Origin of the sequence: Halomonas sp. 5021, assembly GCF_036663435.1 — a bacterium.
In the GTDB taxonomy this organism is placed as follows: Bacteria; Pseudomonadota; Gammaproteobacteria; order Pseudomonadales; family Halomonadaceae; genus Vreelandella; species Vreelandella janggokensis.
In genome coordinates this window covers 22,297-37,603 of sequence record NZ_JAXOVU010000010.1, presented here as the reverse complement: position 1 = coordinate 37,603, position 15,307 = coordinate 22,297, and the positions used below count along the sequence as shown (strand labels likewise).

17 protein-coding genes are annotated in these 15,307 nt (G+C 56.0%); 8 read left to right on the top strand and 9 right to left on the bottom strand.

Annotated features, from left to right (window positions below; all coding sequences use genetic code 11):
* Positions 1-29: 29 nt before the first annotated feature.
* A complete protein-coding gene (gene msrQ, locus R3F64_RS14795; RefSeq protein WP_264824437.1) occupies positions 30-650 on the bottom strand; it encodes a protein-methionine-sulfoxide reductase heme-binding subunit MsrQ in 621 nt (206 codons plus the stop codon).
* A complete protein-coding gene (gene msrP, locus R3F64_RS14790; RefSeq protein ID WP_199284775.1) occupies positions 650-1,669 on the bottom strand; it encodes a protein-methionine-sulfoxide reductase catalytic subunit MsrP in 1,020 nt (339 codons plus the stop codon). The genes msrQ and msrP overlap by 1 nt, the downstream gene beginning before the upstream one ends.
* Before the next feature lie 369 nt (positions 1,670-2,038).
* On the opposite strand from msrP, the gene R3F64_RS14785 reads away from it, so the two are divergent.
* Positions 2,039-2,263 carry a GDYXXLXY domain-containing protein gene (locus R3F64_RS14785; RefSeq protein WP_332612368.1) on the top strand — a complete coding sequence of 75 codons (225 nt, stop codon included), beginning with the start codon at positions 2,039-2,041 and terminating at the stop codon, positions 2,261-2,263.
* A gap of 9 nt (positions 2,264-2,272) precedes the next feature.
* Here R3F64_RS14785 and R3F64_RS14780 read toward each other — a convergent pair whose 3' ends face one another.
* Positions 2,273-3,184 carry a LysR family transcriptional regulator gene (locus R3F64_RS14780; protein ID WP_264824432.1) on the bottom strand — a complete coding sequence of 304 codons (912 nt, stop codon included), beginning with the start codon at positions 3,182-3,184 and terminating at the stop codon, positions 2,273-2,275.
* 150 nt (positions 3,185-3,334) lie between these two features.
* On the opposite strand from R3F64_RS14780, the gene ycaC reads away from it, so the two are divergent.
* The 3 genes from ycaC to R3F64_RS14765 all read left to right on the top strand — a co-directional run bounded on the left by ycaC (position 3,335) and on the right by R3F64_RS14765 (position 5,676).
* Positions 3,335-3,958: an isochorismate family cysteine hydrolase YcaC gene (gene ycaC / locus R3F64_RS14775; RefSeq protein WP_085920196.1), complete on the top strand. Its 624-nt coding sequence runs from the start codon at positions 3,335-3,337 to the stop codon at positions 3,956-3,958.
* A gap of 88 nt (positions 3,959-4,046) precedes the next feature.
* Positions 4,047-4,628 (top strand): antibiotic biosynthesis monooxygenase, encoded by a 582-nt coding sequence (locus R3F64_RS14770; RefSeq protein WP_085920197.1) that lies wholly within the window; start codon positions 4,047-4,049, stop codon positions 4,626-4,628.
* Positions 4,629-4,728: 100 nt separating this feature from the next.
* A complete protein-coding gene (locus tag R3F64_RS14765) occupies positions 4,729-5,676 on the top strand; it encodes a pirin family protein (RefSeq protein ID WP_085920198.1) in 948 nt (315 codons plus the stop codon).
* Between the two features lie 52 nt (positions 5,677-5,728).
* Here R3F64_RS14765 and R3F64_RS14760 read toward each other — a convergent pair whose 3' ends face one another.
* Entirely contained in the window at positions 5,729-6,595 is an 867-nt protein-coding gene (locus R3F64_RS14760) for a pirin family protein (protein WP_085920199.1), read from the bottom strand.
* Positions 6,596-6,904: 309 nt separating this feature from the next.
* On the opposite strand from R3F64_RS14760, the gene R3F64_RS14755 reads away from it, so the two are divergent.
* Positions 6,905-8,632: a mechanosensitive ion channel family protein gene (locus R3F64_RS14755; protein WP_085920200.1), complete on the top strand. Its 1,728-nt coding sequence runs from the start codon at positions 6,905-6,907 to the stop codon at positions 8,630-8,632.
* 228 nt (positions 8,633-8,860) lie between these two features.
* Positions 8,861-9,001, top strand: a complete 141-nt coding sequence (locus tag R3F64_RS14750; RefSeq protein ID WP_332612268.1) for a hypothetical protein — start codon at positions 8,861-8,863, stop codon at positions 8,999-9,001.
* 93 nt (positions 9,002-9,094) lie between these two features.
* Here R3F64_RS14750 and R3F64_RS14745 read toward each other — a convergent pair whose 3' ends face one another.
* Positions 9,095-12,238: an acyl-[ACP]--phospholipid O-acyltransferase gene (locus R3F64_RS14745; RefSeq protein WP_332612266.1), complete on the bottom strand. Its 3,144-nt coding sequence runs from the start codon at positions 12,236-12,238 to the stop codon at positions 9,095-9,097.
* Between the two features lie 160 nt (positions 12,239-12,398).
* On the opposite strand from R3F64_RS14745, the gene R3F64_RS14740 reads away from it, so the two are divergent.
* The gene (locus R3F64_RS14740; protein WP_199284783.1) at positions 12,399-13,148 is read left to right on the top strand and encodes a helix-turn-helix domain-containing protein; all 750 of its coding nucleotides are present in this window, start codon (positions 12,399-12,401) and stop codon (positions 13,146-13,148) included.
* On the opposite strand, the gene R3F64_RS14735 is transcribed toward R3F64_RS14740, so the two are convergent.
* Entirely contained in the window at positions 13,145-13,294 is a 150-nt protein-coding gene (locus R3F64_RS14735) for a hypothetical protein (protein WP_233337359.1), read from the bottom strand. The genes R3F64_RS14740 and R3F64_RS14735 overlap by 4 nt on opposite strands.
* A 63-nt stretch (positions 13,295-13,357) precedes the next feature.
* Here R3F64_RS14735 and R3F64_RS14730 point away from each other — a divergent pair, with 63 nt between their 5' ends.
* Positions 13,358-13,564 carry a hypothetical protein gene (locus R3F64_RS14730; protein WP_254902977.1) on the top strand — a complete coding sequence of 69 codons (207 nt, stop codon included), beginning with the start codon at positions 13,358-13,360 and terminating at the stop codon, positions 13,562-13,564.
* Between the two features lie 68 nt (positions 13,565-13,632).
* On the opposite strand, the gene R3F64_RS14725 is transcribed toward R3F64_RS14730, so the two are convergent.
* The 3 genes from R3F64_RS14725 to R3F64_RS14715 are packed head-to-tail and all read right to left on the bottom strand — an operon-like array spanning position 13,633 to position 15,217.
* Complete coding sequence (locus tag R3F64_RS14725) at positions 13,633-13,971, bottom strand: AzlD domain-containing protein (RefSeq protein WP_085920203.1); 339 nt, start codon at positions 13,969-13,971, stop codon at positions 13,633-13,635.
* Positions 13,968-14,690, bottom strand: a complete 723-nt coding sequence (locus R3F64_RS14720) for an AzlC family ABC transporter permease (protein WP_085920204.1) — start codon at positions 14,688-14,690, stop codon at positions 13,968-13,970. Before R3F64_RS14720 ends, R3F64_RS14725 begins: the two co-directional genes overlap by 4 nt.
* Positions 14,687-15,217 carry a helix-turn-helix domain-containing protein gene (locus R3F64_RS14715; protein ID WP_332612261.1) on the bottom strand — a complete coding sequence of 177 codons (531 nt, stop codon included), beginning with the start codon at positions 15,215-15,217 and terminating at the stop codon, positions 14,687-14,689. Before R3F64_RS14715 ends, R3F64_RS14720 begins: the two co-directional genes overlap by 4 nt.
* Positions 15,218-15,307: the final 90 nt, after the last annotated feature.

Genomic DNA, 15,307 nt, shown 5'->3' with positions numbered 1-15,307 from the left:
CAATCATTAGATGCGTTGCGTTGTGCTACTTACGCTCGACTCAACCGGTGGCGTAGTTTGGGCAGCGTGCGCGAGACAGGGGGCAGACGGGTGGCCATGACGAGCGCGCCAATGGCCGCATAGATTGCCCATTCGCCCATATCGGCGCGTACCACCCAGAAAAAGTGCAGCAGAACGAGGCCCAAGATAGCGTAGGAAAATTTGTGCAGCGGCTTCCAGCGTTTGCCCAGGCGACGCATCGACCATTTGTTGGACGTTGCCCCGAGTACGGCCAGGCCGATTAGCGCGATCATGCCGACGATAATATACGGGCGCTTGACGATTTCGCTGCCCAGCAGCGCCCAGTTAAGCCCCAGAATAAACAGCGCGTAACTGAGCATATGCAGGGTGGCGTAGGCGAGCGTCCACAAACCCAACTGGCGCCGGATCAGCGCGAAGCCTTTCCAGCGGGTTAGCTTGGTCAGCGGCGTCAGGCTGAGGGTAAACAGCAGCATCCACAGCCCGCCAATCCCGATGTTGAGCAGCAGGTAGCGCCCTGGCTCCGGGCCAGCGGCGTTGTTCGCCACCTGCCAACTCCAGACTATCAGCGGCGCGAGTGCAGCGAGAAACACTGCCACCCGCCAGGCCAACCATTTGCGCTGCGTTGCCATCAGTAGTGCTTCCTCAAGTCCATGCCCGCATAGAGCTCGGCGACTTCATCTTCGTAGCCGTTGAACATCCGGGTGTCGATGGTATTGGAATTGAACAGGGTGTTGGGTAGGCGGCGCTCGGTTGCCTGGCTCCAGCGTGGATGGTCCACATTGGGGTTAACGTTGGCGTAAAAGCCGTACTCATCCGAGGCAATCTTCTGCCAGGAGTTGACCGGTTGTTCTTCGACCAGCGAGATGCGCACAATCGACTTGATGCTCTTGAAGCCGTACTTCCAGGGAACCACCAGCCGCAAGGGGGCGCCGTTCTGGTTGGGCAGTTCGCGGCCATACATGCCCATGGCCATTATCGTCAATGGGTGCATGGCTTCGTCCAGGCGCAGGCCTTCCACGTAGGGCCAGTCGATGATCGAGAAGGATGAACGCTGACCGCGCATCTGCTCCGGGTCGACCAGGGTTTCAAAACGTACGTACTTGGCTTTGCTGGTGGGATCGGCGCGCTTGATGATTTCGGCCAGCGGGATGCCCAGCCAGGGAATCACCATCGACCACGCTTCGACGCAGCGCAGGCGGTAAATGCGTTCTTCAAACTGCGACGGTTTGACCAGGTCCTCAAGCGCAAAACGTCCGCCGTTGTTCACCTCACCGTCGACCACCACGCTCCACGGCTGGGTTTCCAGGCTACCCGCATGGCGGGCAGGGTCGCCCTTGTCGGTGCCGAATTCAAAAAAGTTATTGTATTGGCTAGCGTCATCAAAGGGCGCGAGCTTGTCCTTTTCAGGGTCGCTTGGGGTGATGGCATCCCACTTGGCGTCGCTGATCTTTTCTTTCAGCCAACCGGGGGCATCGCCTTCGGGAACGTCCGAATAGTCGTCGGCGGCGGCCTGGGCACCACCAGAGAGCGCGAGCCCTGCCCCCAGGCCTGCCATGCCGCCCATAAAGCGCCGTCGGGATAGGTAGATAGACTCGGGCGTGACATCGGATTCGTGCAAGTCACTCGGTTTGGCAATCTTTATAAGCATTGGATGCCTCCTGTGGGGGTAAGCCGTCGACAGAGGGTGGCTGGGTTCGCTATAACATCAGCATCGTTTTAAAGCATACGCATTCGACGCTGAATTGGATGAAGGGTTCTACACAACTTGTATGTAAAAGCTCATAAAAACAAGTTGCAGGTGATCTTTTTCTTGCCGAGCGGGTGTAACGATGAACGCTGGCTCGGTCATCCTTTTTAGTAGACAGTTTCAAAACCTTATTGCTCTGACCGACTGACAAGGAAAACCATGGCTTCAAAACGCCGTGAACTGGTGTCGTTAATTGAACAGGGAACACTACCGCCCGAGCAGGTGGCGCTGGTCATCGAGTCTGGTTCATCGTAGCTATTCTGCCTTTGCCTGGATGATGGCACCTCTTTAGCCGACGACGAACAGCAACTGCGCTATCGGATTCGCACTGGCCAAGTGCGCTTTGCCACTGATGCCTTCTTTTTCCAGGAAGGTCATGCTGAACGCTACGAGCCTGCCCGTTACGGCCGTTTTCGTATCAATGAAGATGGCGAACCCTTACTGGTTGCTCTCCATGATAGTGAGCTTAATCTGCTGGGAGCATCGGCTCGGTAGTCTCCCATGTCAGTATTCAGAACCAAGCGCGGCATAGCGTTCGGCAAGAAAATCCAGCAGCGCTCTGACCGAAGGCAGTAAGCCGCGTCGCGATGGGTAAACCGCATGAATGACTTCCCGCCGTGGTTCCCACTCGGGCACTACTTGCACCAAGGTTTTTGACGTGAGCGAATCTCCCAGCATCAAGCTAGGCAGTTGCACCACGCCGACGCCAGCTAAAGCCGCTTTATAGAGCGCGGTCATGTCGGTGGTAATAAAGCGTGGTGAATGTTCCACCACACGCTCGTCACCGTCACGCTTCAAGCGCCAAACATGCGGTTCTTCCGGCCGTGCCCGGCTTAAACTGGGCAGGTTGGCGAGCATCTCGGGGGTAGAGGGGACACCATACTCCTCAAGCAGTGTCGGACTTGCCACCAGGCACTGACCGCGATCCGACAGCACTTTAAGAATCAGGTCGCTGTCTTCCAGGGGGAGGGGGCGGGCACGCAGAGCGATATCCACGCCTTCCACGAGCGGGTCAATGCGCCGATTGGTGCCTTCGAGATGAACCTCTACCTCTGGGTAAAGGGTCATGAAGTCCGCCAGCATGGCACTCACGTGAAAGCTCAACAGCCCGGTGGGGCAGCTTATACGGATAACGCCGCAAGGGGCCTGCTTGCTCTCTTCAATGAACTGCTGGGCGGCTTCCGCTTCCACCAGCATCGCCTTGCAGTGCTGGTAATAACGGTGGCCAATATCGGTAAGCGTCAGGTGGCGGGTCGAGCGGTGCATCAGGCGAACATGCAACTGATTTTCTAGTTCGCCCACGCGCCTGCTCAGCTTGGATTTTGCGATGCCTAAGGCACGCCCCGCTGGCGAAAAACCACCGTGGTCGACGACCTTCACAAAGTAATACAGATCGTTAAGGTTGGGGGCCGTCATGTGTGTTCTCCCTATGCAACGCTGTGTCCTAATTTCTTTATCTAATCCTCGAATAAGCGGAATACTACACTCTATAAAGCATGTGGAAACGCATGTTGGCACTTCATTAGCCACTGCTCACTCAGCCTTGTAGATAAAAAGGAGTACATCATGGCCAAGCCCTATGTTCGTCTTGATAAAGAAAATGCCGCTGTTCTGTTGGTAGATCACCAAACCGGGTTGCTGTCGCTAGTACGTGACATTGATCCGGATCGTTTTAAAAATAACGTATTAGCGCTGGCGGATCTGGCTAAATATTTTGGACTGCCCACCATTCTCACCACGAGTTTTGAAGACGGTCCCAATGGCCCTCTGGTGCCCGAACTGAAAGCGATGTTTCCAGACGCTCCCTACATCGCACGTCCTGGGCAGATTAATGCCTGGGATAACGAGGATTTCGTTAGCGCCATAAAAGCAACGGGCAAAAAGCAGTTGATCATCGCCGGTGTGGTAACCGAAGTGTGTGTGGCTTTCCCGGCGCTCTCTGCTCTTGAAGAGGAATTTGACGTCTTCGTGATTACCGATGCTTCGGGCACCTTTAATGAGCTCACTCGTGATGCCGCCTGGGATCGTATGTCCACTGCAGGCGCACAACTGATGACATGGTTTGGCGCAGCCTGTGAGCTGCATCGCGATTGGCGCAATGATGTAGAAGGTCTCGGCACGCTGTTTGCCAACCACCTACCTGACTACCGTAATTTAATGAATAGTTACAGCACGCTGACCAGCAAGTAAATCGTACCCATGACGGGGGCGAGTGCGCCTCCGTCATGGCTTTTCAGGATGGCACCCACCGCGTGTCCATTGGTGATGGAAGATCACAATGATCTCTGAATCTCTTGCAGCTCCACCTAGCGAGTCGAGGGCGATCACACTGAAGATATGCCATCGTGTAAAGTCCGATGCCCGGGCCGAGTACGAGTCATGGTTAAAAAGAATTATTTATGTGGCCGCTCAGTATCCGGGGCATCTAGGCGTGCATATTTTGCGCCCTGCTGAGGGGCACAATGACTATGAAATCGCGCTAAGGTTTGCCTCCCATGCCGATGCAGGAAGATGGCTTGAGTCTGCCGAGCGAAAAGCACTGATCAATGATGCGTTACCTGCTTTTCGGGAAGAGGAGGTAATCGAGATTCAGAGCGGTATCGACTACTGGTTTTCGCCACCTAGTGCGCCCACCAACAAGCAGCCTGTGCGCTGGAAACAGTGGCTCGTGACCACCTCGGTTATCTGGCCGCTTACCCTTCTGGTTCCTGTTCTTTTGACACCGCTCTTTGCACTGCTCCCCTGGCTGAGTGCGTGGGGGATCAGGCACGGTATCGTCGCGGCCAGCGTGGTAGGGCTGGTGATCTATGTGGTGATGCCTCGCGTCGTCCGTCTGGTCGCCCCATGGATGTTTCGCTGATATGGATTAACTTAATAGAAGCGAGTACTGGCAGTTGACTGCCTCATACAACCAGGCACACGACATCGTTGTCTGCCTCTCACTGCTGGAGGAAAACCCTATGAGCTGGATGCCTGATTTAGAGCCCAAATGCCCATCCGCCGGTAGCGTGAATGATATCGAGACACTGATTGTTCCCCGTGCTCGGGACCTGGGTGGTTTCGAGGTGCGCCGTGCGCTTCCTGCTCCTAAACGCCAGATGGTGGGACCTTTCATCTTTTTTGATCAGATGGGGCCCGTTGAATTTCTGAAGGGTGAAGGCATTGATGTTCGCCCCCATCCGCATATTGGGCTTGCCACGGTGACGTACCTGTATCAGGGGGCGTTCCAGCATCGCGATAGCCTGGGTACTGACCAAATGATTCGTCCTGGCGCGGTTAATTGGATGGTGGCGGGCAATGGGGTCACCCACTCTGAGCGCACCAGTGCGATCACTCGCCAGCACAAACACCCGCTATTAGGTGTTCAGACCTGGGTAGCGCTCCCTGAGACGCATGAAGACAAGCCAGCCAGCTTTGAGCATCACAGCGAGGAAGCGCTGCCGATACTTAAAGGCGAGGGCAAGGAAGTGCGCCTGATTTTGGGCACGGCATGGGGAGAACGGGCGCCGGTAGAGACCTTCTCCGAAATGTTTTATGCGGATGCGATATTGCAGCCAGGCGCAAAGCTACCGTTACCGGATAATCATGAAGATCGAGGTATTTATGTGATGTCCGGCAGTGTCCTTATCGCAGGCGAGACCTTTGAGGCTGGCCGCATGATGGTCTTCCGACCGGGCGATCCGATAACAGTGGTGGCAGGAAAAGCGGGTTCTCGGTTGATGTTACTGGGAGGCGAAACCCTGAATGGGCCACGGTATATCTCTTGGAATTTCGTCGCCTCTTCCCGTGAAAAACTGGAGGCTGCCAAGCAGGCTTGGGTAGAAGCGGATTTTGAGCATGGTCGCTTTCGCCTTCCCCAGGGCGATGATGCGGAATTTATTCCTTTCCCAGGGCAGCCTGGAACATAAAACCAAAAGCTAGCTGCCCAAGGCAGCTAGCGGGTTAGCTCAAAAGTGAGTTTCAGGCGGGCATCTTTCCAAAACGTCCAGAGTTGAAATCATCGATTGCCGCAATGATTTCATGCTCGCTGTTCATGACAAAAGGTCCGTGACCTACGACTGGCTCATTCAGCGGCTCACCACTGAGCAGCAGAAAAGAGGTGTCGTTATTGGCTTCGATGCTCATTGCTTCTCCTTCCCTTGAGAGTTCGACAACCTGTGCTTCCCGAACTACCTGTTCGCCATTGACCTGTACGGTGCCATGCAGTACCACCAGAAGCGTCGTCCAACCGGTGGGTTGGTTCAGCGTGGCGACTTTGCCGCCTTTTAACTGAACGTCCCAGACGTTCATGGGGGAGTAAGTGCGCGCAGGCCCTGCATGGTCAAGGTGCTCACCGGCAATAACGCGTACTTGGCCTGCTTGATCCGGCAATTCGATCACAGGGATCTGAGCATTAAAAATAGCCTGGTAGCCAGGGGCTGCCATTTTGTCTTTTGCTGGCAGGTTGACCCACAGCTGGACCATTTCCAGCGAGCCGCCTGACTGCGTAAATGCCGGAGAATGAAACTCTTCGTGCAGAATGCCTGCGCCTGCGGTCATCCACTGTACATCCCCGGGGCCGATGACACCCCCTTTACCGGTGGAGTCTTGGTGCGCCACTTCACCCTGGTAAACAATCGTTACCGTTTCGAACCCACGGTGCGGGTGTTGCCCCACGCCGCGAGGCCGTTTTGCAGGCGTAAAGTTTGCAGGGCCCGCGTAATCGAGTAACAGAAAAGGGCTCAGCTGTTCTGAACGTTGACCATAGGAAAAAAGCGAACGAACAGGAAATCCATCGCCTACCCAATGAGCCCGTGGCGCATTCGTCACACGCAACAGTTTTTTCATCATGTACTCCTGTTGGCAGAGATATGTTGTCACGCAGAAATCATACTGATAGAACAAAAGGCGCAGTAGATGGGGTTTTTGGGAATCATTGTTGCGATATTGGAACGGAAGGCGAGCGGTGAGTGGACTAAGTTAACGACTTCCTTGTCCAAGTCGCCTGCATCGCCGCAGGTTATTGATGCACTCCACCTTGCTTCATAAAGCCAGGTAGGCTGTACTCTTGACTTCACTGACCAGGAAGGCCTGGAATGGCGCATTCCCGGCCTGTCGTCGGCAGACAAGTGGCCCATCTCAATCAATAAGGTAAGTATGAAAGCAACCGTCTCGTGGCCCGCGTGGTTAGTGCTGGTTCTGACCTTCACTTTTTCCAGCCTGTGCGCGGCGCAAACTCAAGGAGAAGAGAGCGAGAACCGTCGGTGGTTTAGCGTTGATTCGCTCAACACGGGGCTTGGCGAAGTACCTGAAGAAGCCAACCGCGTCACACCAAGGGAAGCCATGCGAAGCTTTCTTGATCTCACCGAACAGGGGGAGTACGAAAAAGCGGCGCACATACTCAATCTGTCGGAATTGAGCAACAGTGAGCAGCGCGAAAAAGGCCAGGAACTGGCTCGACAGTTGGCGGAAGTGTTCAAGCGTGGCGAACGGATCAGCGTCGATAACCTGTCGGGGCGAGAAGACGCCGTGATAGAAGACCCCGCTGGCCAAAACCCCCTTGTTGGCGAAACGCGGCGTAACCTGGAGTTGGCATCATTACGGGCTAACGGGCAAACCTATGATATCCGGCTTGCTCGCTATCGCGTGGGTGATGATGAACCGATGTGGCTGATCATGCCCATCAGCGTCTCGTATATTCCAGTGCTGTATGAAGAGTTCGGGCCATCGATGCTGGAGCAATATATCCCTGAACGCTTGCAGACGTCGTTTGGCATATTGCGACTGTGGGAATGGCTCGCTATTCCGGTTTTCTTGTTGTTCGTGGGCATGGTGGGCTGGGGGGTCCATCGCTTGATCGGTTTGATGTCGAACTGGTTGCCCGCCGGCGCTTTCCGCATGTTTGCCGAGCAGATTGGTATGCCGACGGCATTGATCGTGATGTCGCTATTCACCCAAATGCTGTTGAATTACGTCGTCTCGTTTTCGGCGGTGGCGACGACCACTTTTCGTGTTCTACTCATTGGTATTCTTGCTTGGGCGGCTGGCACCATCGCGATGCGCTTCGTGGATACCCTGATGCTGCGCATGACCCGACGCATGGTAGGGGAAATTGATGACACCAAGCCCAAGGATGATCGCAAATTACTGACGTCGCTCTATGCGCTACGCCGCATCATTATCCTGGTTTCCGTCACCGGCGTGTCGATTTATGTCCTCGGCCAGATACAGCTTTTTGAATCCATGGGGTTATCCATTCTGGCGTCTGCCAGCGTTCTGGCGGTACTGGTGGGTGTTGCCGGCCAGGCGGTGTTGGGCAATATTCTAGCGTCTTTTCAATTATCGTTTGCCAAGCCGATTCGCATTGGTGATCTGGTGATCTTTGAAGACCAGTGGTGCTATGTAGAAGGCATTTTTTATACCTTCATCCGCTTGAGAACCTGGGACGAACGGCGGTTGATCGTGCCTGTTACGTACTTTACGTCCAAGCCTTTCCAGAATCTCTCGGTCAAGAGTATCAAGATGTACCGATACGTGGAACTGACCCTGCACCTGAGTGCGGATATCGGGCTGATCAGAGACAAGTTTCTGGAGTTCGCAAAGGAAGAGGACTGCGTTATCGAGCACCACAAGCTGCTGTGTTATGTGACGGCCCAGACGGCAACGGCGCAAACCGTGTCCTGTTATTTAATGACCTCTGACCCCATGGCCGGGTGGACAGCGGAAATGAACGTAAGAGAAAAGCTCATGGCATTTATCCGCGATAATCACCCCGAATGGTGGCCGAGAGACGTCGTGGTTATAAGTCATCAGGATGTTGCGCGTGGGGCGAAAGTTAAAAGCTCCTCGGAGGCGGATAACGCTGAGGGGGAGCCGTCGGAATAGAATGAATCAGCGTCGACGGTAGGCGACGGGGGTGAGGATGAGGGAAGCCTGAAGGGAGTCTAAATGCCTTTAAACATCGTGCAGCGCGAGTTGCCCGACTGGGTCGCTACTTAAGGCCCGCCGGGCTTTCCTGCCATCATGCTGCTGCATGGCTCTGAAGGCGCGTGGGGGGGGGGAGCCACCGGGACGCGGTACTATTCGCCGCCCATGGCTTCTTGGCGTTCCCTTATGGCTACTCAAGCGGCGGTGTGGTCGGTTGAAATGACCAAGTGCCTGGAAAAACGCCTGCGTGAGCACGGTCGCAGCCCGGAAGTGCACTACTACGAAGACGAGGGTCATATACCTACCCAGCAGCGCTGGGTAGAATAGGCATTACGAGTTGCTTATGGGTTTCTTTTCAAAACATCTATAACTCACTGTGCATCATTTTACCCTGACCACGATTGCTCAATGACTGAAAGGTTAACGAGCAATCAAGGTCAAAAAACCATCTTCATCGATAAATCCTTCATCGCCGGTGACAAACCAACGCTGTTTGTCGAGCTCCTTGATGGCGGCGTCTGTGCGCTGCGGGTCACTAAGATAGCCTTTCATCACCTGCGGCCCGCTGATCAATATCATGCCCGCCTCGCCGGTAGTTAGTTCTGCAAAGCTTTCAGGGTCAACGATTTTGCAACTGGTGCCGGGCAGTGGCATGCCCACGGTGCCTGGCTTGCTGCCGCGTTGCACCTGCTGGTAGTTAGCGCCCATGGCGTCGGGCAGGTTGACCGATGCTACTGGTGCGGTTTCAGTCGCGCCATAGCCTTCGTAGATAGGCGTGCTGAATTTTTGAGCAAAGCTGGCGCGTACGCTCTCATCGAACGTCTCGGCCCCTACGACGACCGCCCGCAAGCTATCCAGCATTGGCGGGTAAACCTCTGAGCTATCGACAAACAACGGCAGCGAACTGGGCATACTAAACATAAGGCTGACTTGGTACTTGGCAATGGCGCCGGCGATACCTGGAGCATCGTTGGTGTCTTCGTGGCATACCAGCGGCAGCCCTTCAATCAACGGCAGCAGTTGGGTCACTGTGAGGCCAAAGGCGTGAAACAGCGGCAGTGAGCCCATTACCACGTCGTTGCTCTGTGTGTTGAGCACATCAGACGTTTGTTTGATATTGGCCATCAGGTTGCGGTGGCTCAGCATCACGCCCTTGGGTTCGCCTTCACTGCCACTGGAGAACAGAATGGCGGCAGTCGCGTCGGCATCGTGGCCGTGGCAGAAGCAGCGCTGTAGCAGCCAAGTCGGCAGTATTCTCACCGCAAGCCAGGTGCTCAAACGTTCGGCATGACCAATCGTGGTCTGCAGGTCTTCTAAAAAGACCACCTGCTGCTCACCAAGCCATTGGCTAACGTCGAGTCCGCGCTGCTCAAGCGTCTTCAAAAATCGCCGTGAGGTGAATACGGTGGTGATTTCCGCCTGGGAAAGGGCCGAGGAAAGTGCTTCCTGGTCGGCGGTGTAATTCAGGTTCACCAGCGTTTTACCGGCCAGCAGCGTGGCCATATTGGCAATGACCCCGGCACTGCTTGTGGGCAGCAGCAGGCCAACGTTCTGTCCTGGGTTGAGTTTGCGAATCCGTTTAGCCATGAGCAGGCTGGCGGTGAGTGCCTGGCTTGCGTTGAGTGGGTGGCCCTGGGTATCGGCCAAGGCAAGTTCGCCAGGGCGACGCTTAACACTTTGAATCCAGGCATTAGGCAGGGTGGGTAGGTCGTCCATGGCCTGCTGCCAGGAGCGGGTCGCCTGCTCGAAAATACGCCGTTTCAGCACATCCGCGGGGGTATCTTTGGGCAGCGGTTTGCCAAAGGCGACCACGACCGAGCGGTGCAGGGGCGCATTGCGCAGCTCCTTTAACTTGCTGGACGAGCGGGAAAACTGGCTACCCCAGAGGCCGCGGAGGTAGAAAGGCACGATTTTTACGTCGGGGTTAGCCATTCCACAGGCGCGCTCGTAGCCCCGGCGGAACTCACCCAGCTGGCCAGTGCGGCTGATCGCCCCTTCAGGAAACAGGCACACCACCTCGCCTGCGTTGAGTTGTTCAGCAACATCGGCCAGGGCCTTTTCGGCACCGCTGCCACGCTCGATGGGAATGCAGCCCAAGGATTTTAAGAACCAGTGCAGGTACCAGCGCTGATAGACCGATCTGAGCATGACAAAGTGCACGGGGCGGGGGCTGGCGATCTGTACCATGGCCCAATCCACCCAACTGATATGGTTGCCCAATAGCAGCACACCTCCCTGGGCGGGCAGGTTCTGCAAGCCATGCACATCGACCCGGTAGCGACGAGTCATCAAGAAGCTCAACAGGAAGCGCACCAGGCTTTGGGGCAGCTTAACAATGGTGTAACCGCCGCCGACCATCGCCACCGTGGCAATGAGCAACAGCAGGTAGTGGCTGTCTACTCCTGCCAGTGCGAACAGCGCCGTGAGCACCAAAAAGCCCAGCATGGCGATGTTTTGAATCCAGTTGTTGGCAGCCAGCACGGTGCCTAGCTCGTTGTCGGCGGCGTGAAACTGAATCAGCGCGTTAAGCGGTACGATAAACAGTCCACCCATCATGCCAATAAACACAAAGTTCAGCGCTTGACCAACAGGTGTGGTGAACAGCGGCAGGCACCATAGCCCCACGGCTACCCCAACAGCACCGACGGGAATCAAGCCCGTTTCTATGCGGTTATGTGAAAGCTTGCTGGCAAGCATGGAGCCCAGCGCAATCCCGATACCGCTAGCCGCCAGAATGCCTTGCAGTACCAGGGTGTTATCGATACTGAGGGCGTCTTTTGCATAGGCGGGAAAGGCCGCCAGTAGCACTTGGCCCACCGACCAGAAGGTGGCCAGGCCGATAATGGACAGCCTGATGACGGGCTGGCGGACGATAATCTGCAGGTTATCTTTTAGTGCAGCACCCCTAATGTAGCGTTGCCAAGTCAATGGAGTATCAGATTGCGTAGTGCTATCAAGCGGAAGACGGTAAAGCGTTGCCACCTGAATAGCGCTATTGAGTACCAGTAGCCAGCCCAGGGGCGCTATCTGGCGCAACAGCTGCGCTGGCGTTTGATCGGTAGGTGTTATCCAGGTTTCAAACAGTGCGGTAAACGCCACGGTACCTGCCAGAATGGCCCCAATGGTGACGGCCTGGATCAACCCGTTGGCTTCTGCCAGGCGCGGCTTGCCGAACAGCCCTTTTACCAAGCCGTACTTGGCCGGGGAGTAGAAAGCCGATTGGATCGCCAGCAGTAGCGTCATCGCAAAGGCCAGCCAGAACCAGCCTTGATAGTAAGCGGCGGTGATGCCCAGTGAAACCACAACGGCAGCCCAAGCTGATGTGCGCAGAATGCGCACCTTGGGGTAGCTGTCTGCCACGTGCCCCGCCGGGCTAAACAGCAAAATAAAGGGCAGCAGGATAAGTCCGTTGACCAACGCGGTGAGGACGACCTGTGTTTCACCGTCGTAACTTTTGAAGATCGTGTTCTGAATGACAATCTTGTGCCCCAGATCCACAAAAGCATTGAGGAAGATGGCGATCAGGTAGGGCAAAGCGCCTTTCAATTGCAGCAGTCGGTGCATGGTTGTGTAGCCTTATAAGTCCCTGTAAGTATTCGCACTTTCTAAGTAAGGCTTGCTTGTTGCAACTAATTTGCGAAAAGTTGTGTTATAAGTGCCGGTTGGTATCACTATCTGCTACTTTTTATGTATGGTGCGCCTTCATTCCGCTTACGAGATGTCTATGTCCCAAGCCGATTCGCTGATTGAAACGCTAAAACGCCAGCTTCGTGCTCAGGGTAAAACCTATGCCGATGTTGCCCGGTGGTTGGGGCTTAGCGAGGCCTCGGTGAAGCGCCTGTTCGCTGAAAAGCACTTTACTTTGGCGCGGCTAGAGTGCATCTGTGATCAGCTTAACCTTGAGTTCGTCGAACTGGTGCAGACCATGCAGGCAGGGGAGCAGCGTCTGCAGGAACTGACTCAGGCCCAGGAGCAAAGTATCGTCGATGACCGTGAGCTGTTTCTGGTAGCGGTCTGCGTTATCAATGGCTATAGCTTCGACGAAATTCATCACCAGTACCAGCTAAGCGAACTGGAGTGTACTAGGCAGTTACTCAAGCTTGAGCGGCTTCAGCTTATTGAGCTACTCCCCGGTAACCGTATCAGGCGGCGGTTAGCCGCTAATTTTCGCTGGCGGGTGAACGGGCCGATCCAGCGTTTCTTCCAGCAGTACATCGCCAACGAGTTTTTCCGCTCTCGCTTTGATAGCGACAGCGAAAAGCTGGTCGTACTCAATGGCTTGCTATCCCCCGCGGGTAATGCCGAATGGCAGCAGACCATGCAGCGTCTTGCTAAAGAGTTCCACTCCCTGTGTGAACGAGAAAGCGGGCTGCCTATTCACCAGCGGTTTGGCACCACATCTGTGCTGGCGGTAAGGCAGTGGCAGTATGGGTTGTTTCAGGATTATAAACGTGAAGCCGAAGCAAAATCCTAACGTGCTGCGCCACGAAAGCGAGCCGCTTCTTGCTCTAACCATTCGATGAAACGTGCCACCGCCGGTGGCGTAACGCCTTCAGAAGGCAGAATCAGTTCATAGGCGAACGGAGAAGCGAGCGGATACTGTTCCGCAAATGGGCGCACCAACACCCCGCTGGCGAGCCGGTCGGCCACCAGTGGTGGGGCGTTGGCCTGGCGTTTCTGGGCATGGTGATTGCCATGGCGCCGAGCGGTGCCTATAGCATCGATATTCTGATCGGCGATGGGCTGGGTTTGCTGGCAGGGCTATCTTGGGCAGCGACGACGGTAGTGATCCGCAAGACCTCGCTTTCCGAGGCGCCTGTGGAGCTCACTCTGAGCTATCAATTGTGTGTGACGGTGCTGCTGTTGTTGCCGACGGCGGCGTTATCCTGATTGGCATCGTACTGGTGACGCGATAAAGCGATTGATCCCGGCGTGGTAGGCGGCGGTTTGACGAGGGTTTACCCCACTAACGCCGCCACGATTTCCACCAGGCCAAACACGCTGACGCCAGCGGCAACAGGCCAACCCAGCGAGCGTAATCGCCACCACACCAACAGCGTGACGCCAAGCCCGATTACGGTCGCGATCCAGGAAATGAGACCAGGGCTCACTGGCACAATCGAAACGCCTAGCACGGCGGCAATCATCAGCGGACCGAGAATGCCAAGCCACTGGGGCATGGCATTCATGCCGGTGTCGCTATCCAGGCGACGCTGCATCCACATGAATGGCACCACCCGCATCAGCAGGGTACCCAGGGCCGACACTACAACGGCGAGCCAAAGCGCGGTGCTCATGAGTCACGCCTCCTTTTTTCGAATTTGACCGTATAGAAGCATAGCGCGCCGCAGGCAGCCGCCAGCGGAATCGCCACGTTGCTCCAGCCGATCAGCGTCAAACCCAGCGCAGCCAGAATGGTGAGCCCCATGGCCATTGCCCAGCGTTTATCGGTAAAGCGAGGCGCCACCATGGTAAGAAACAGCGCGGGGAGCGCGAAGGGCATAATCTCGCCCAATAGCGGCCAGCGGGCGGTAAACGCTTCCCCGGCGGTGGCGCCCACGGCAGTGCCGATGATCCAGGTGCCCCAGGCCAGCAGCGAGGCGCCGACAAACCAGCTAAACCGTTTGGCGTCAGGCAGCTGGGGTAAGCGCGTCAGGGCAAGCGCAAACACCTGATCGGTCAGGCCGTGCATCAGCCAGGGCCAGTGGCGGCTGCGCGGTAATAACGCCGCCAGGTTAGGGCCGTACACCACATGGCGTACGTTAATCAGCATTGTCATGGCTACGACGAGCCATAGTGGAGACCCCGCCGCCACCATGCCCACGAACAGGAACTGCGAAGCACCAGCGTAAATAAGCGTCGAGATCACGACCGCTTCCCAGGTGCTGAAGCCTGCCTGGGTGGCAATCAAGCCAAACGAAAGGGACACCGGTATGTAGCCGCCCAGTAGCGGAATGGCTTCACGAACGCCCTGCAACGCGCTTCGGGCGGGCGAATGTTGGGCAATCTGGCTCATGGTGTTTCGCCTTCTTTGCCGTAGGTAATGGTCATTAGCAGGGTGGCCGCCGCTGATTGGGTGCGGTAGAGGTGGGGTTGATCAGCGCAAAAGGTGACATGGCACCCGGGGGTCAGTGTTGTCGTGCCACCCTCAGGCCCGGCTTCCAGCCAGCCGCTGATCAGCGTGAGGGATTCTCGCGTGCCCGCTGTATGGGGTTCAGCATGCCGTAATGTATGGGGTGCGCAGCGCATCCAGTAGGCATCCACCTGGGGGCAATCCTTGCCCTGATCGATCAGGCGTACCTGAACGCCGTCTTCGCCGAGCGGCACGGAAATAGGCGCGACCAAGGTGCCGAAGGGCACATTCAACTGCACGGCCAGGCGCCAGATCGTGTCCAGGGTGGGGTTGCCGTTGCCTTGTTCGAGGCGGCACAGGTTGGATTTGGCGATGCCTGCCTCGCTGGCTAGCTGCGAAAGCGACCAGCCACGTTCAAGGCGGAGTCTTTGTAAATGGTGGCCAAGGGTCTTGAGTGAAAGTGAATCCATGGGAGCGCCGCCTCTTGGCTTTATAAATGTTCCTTTTATAGAACGTTCTATATAAAGAACAGGCGGCTGTCAAACTGCTTGCTAGGCTAT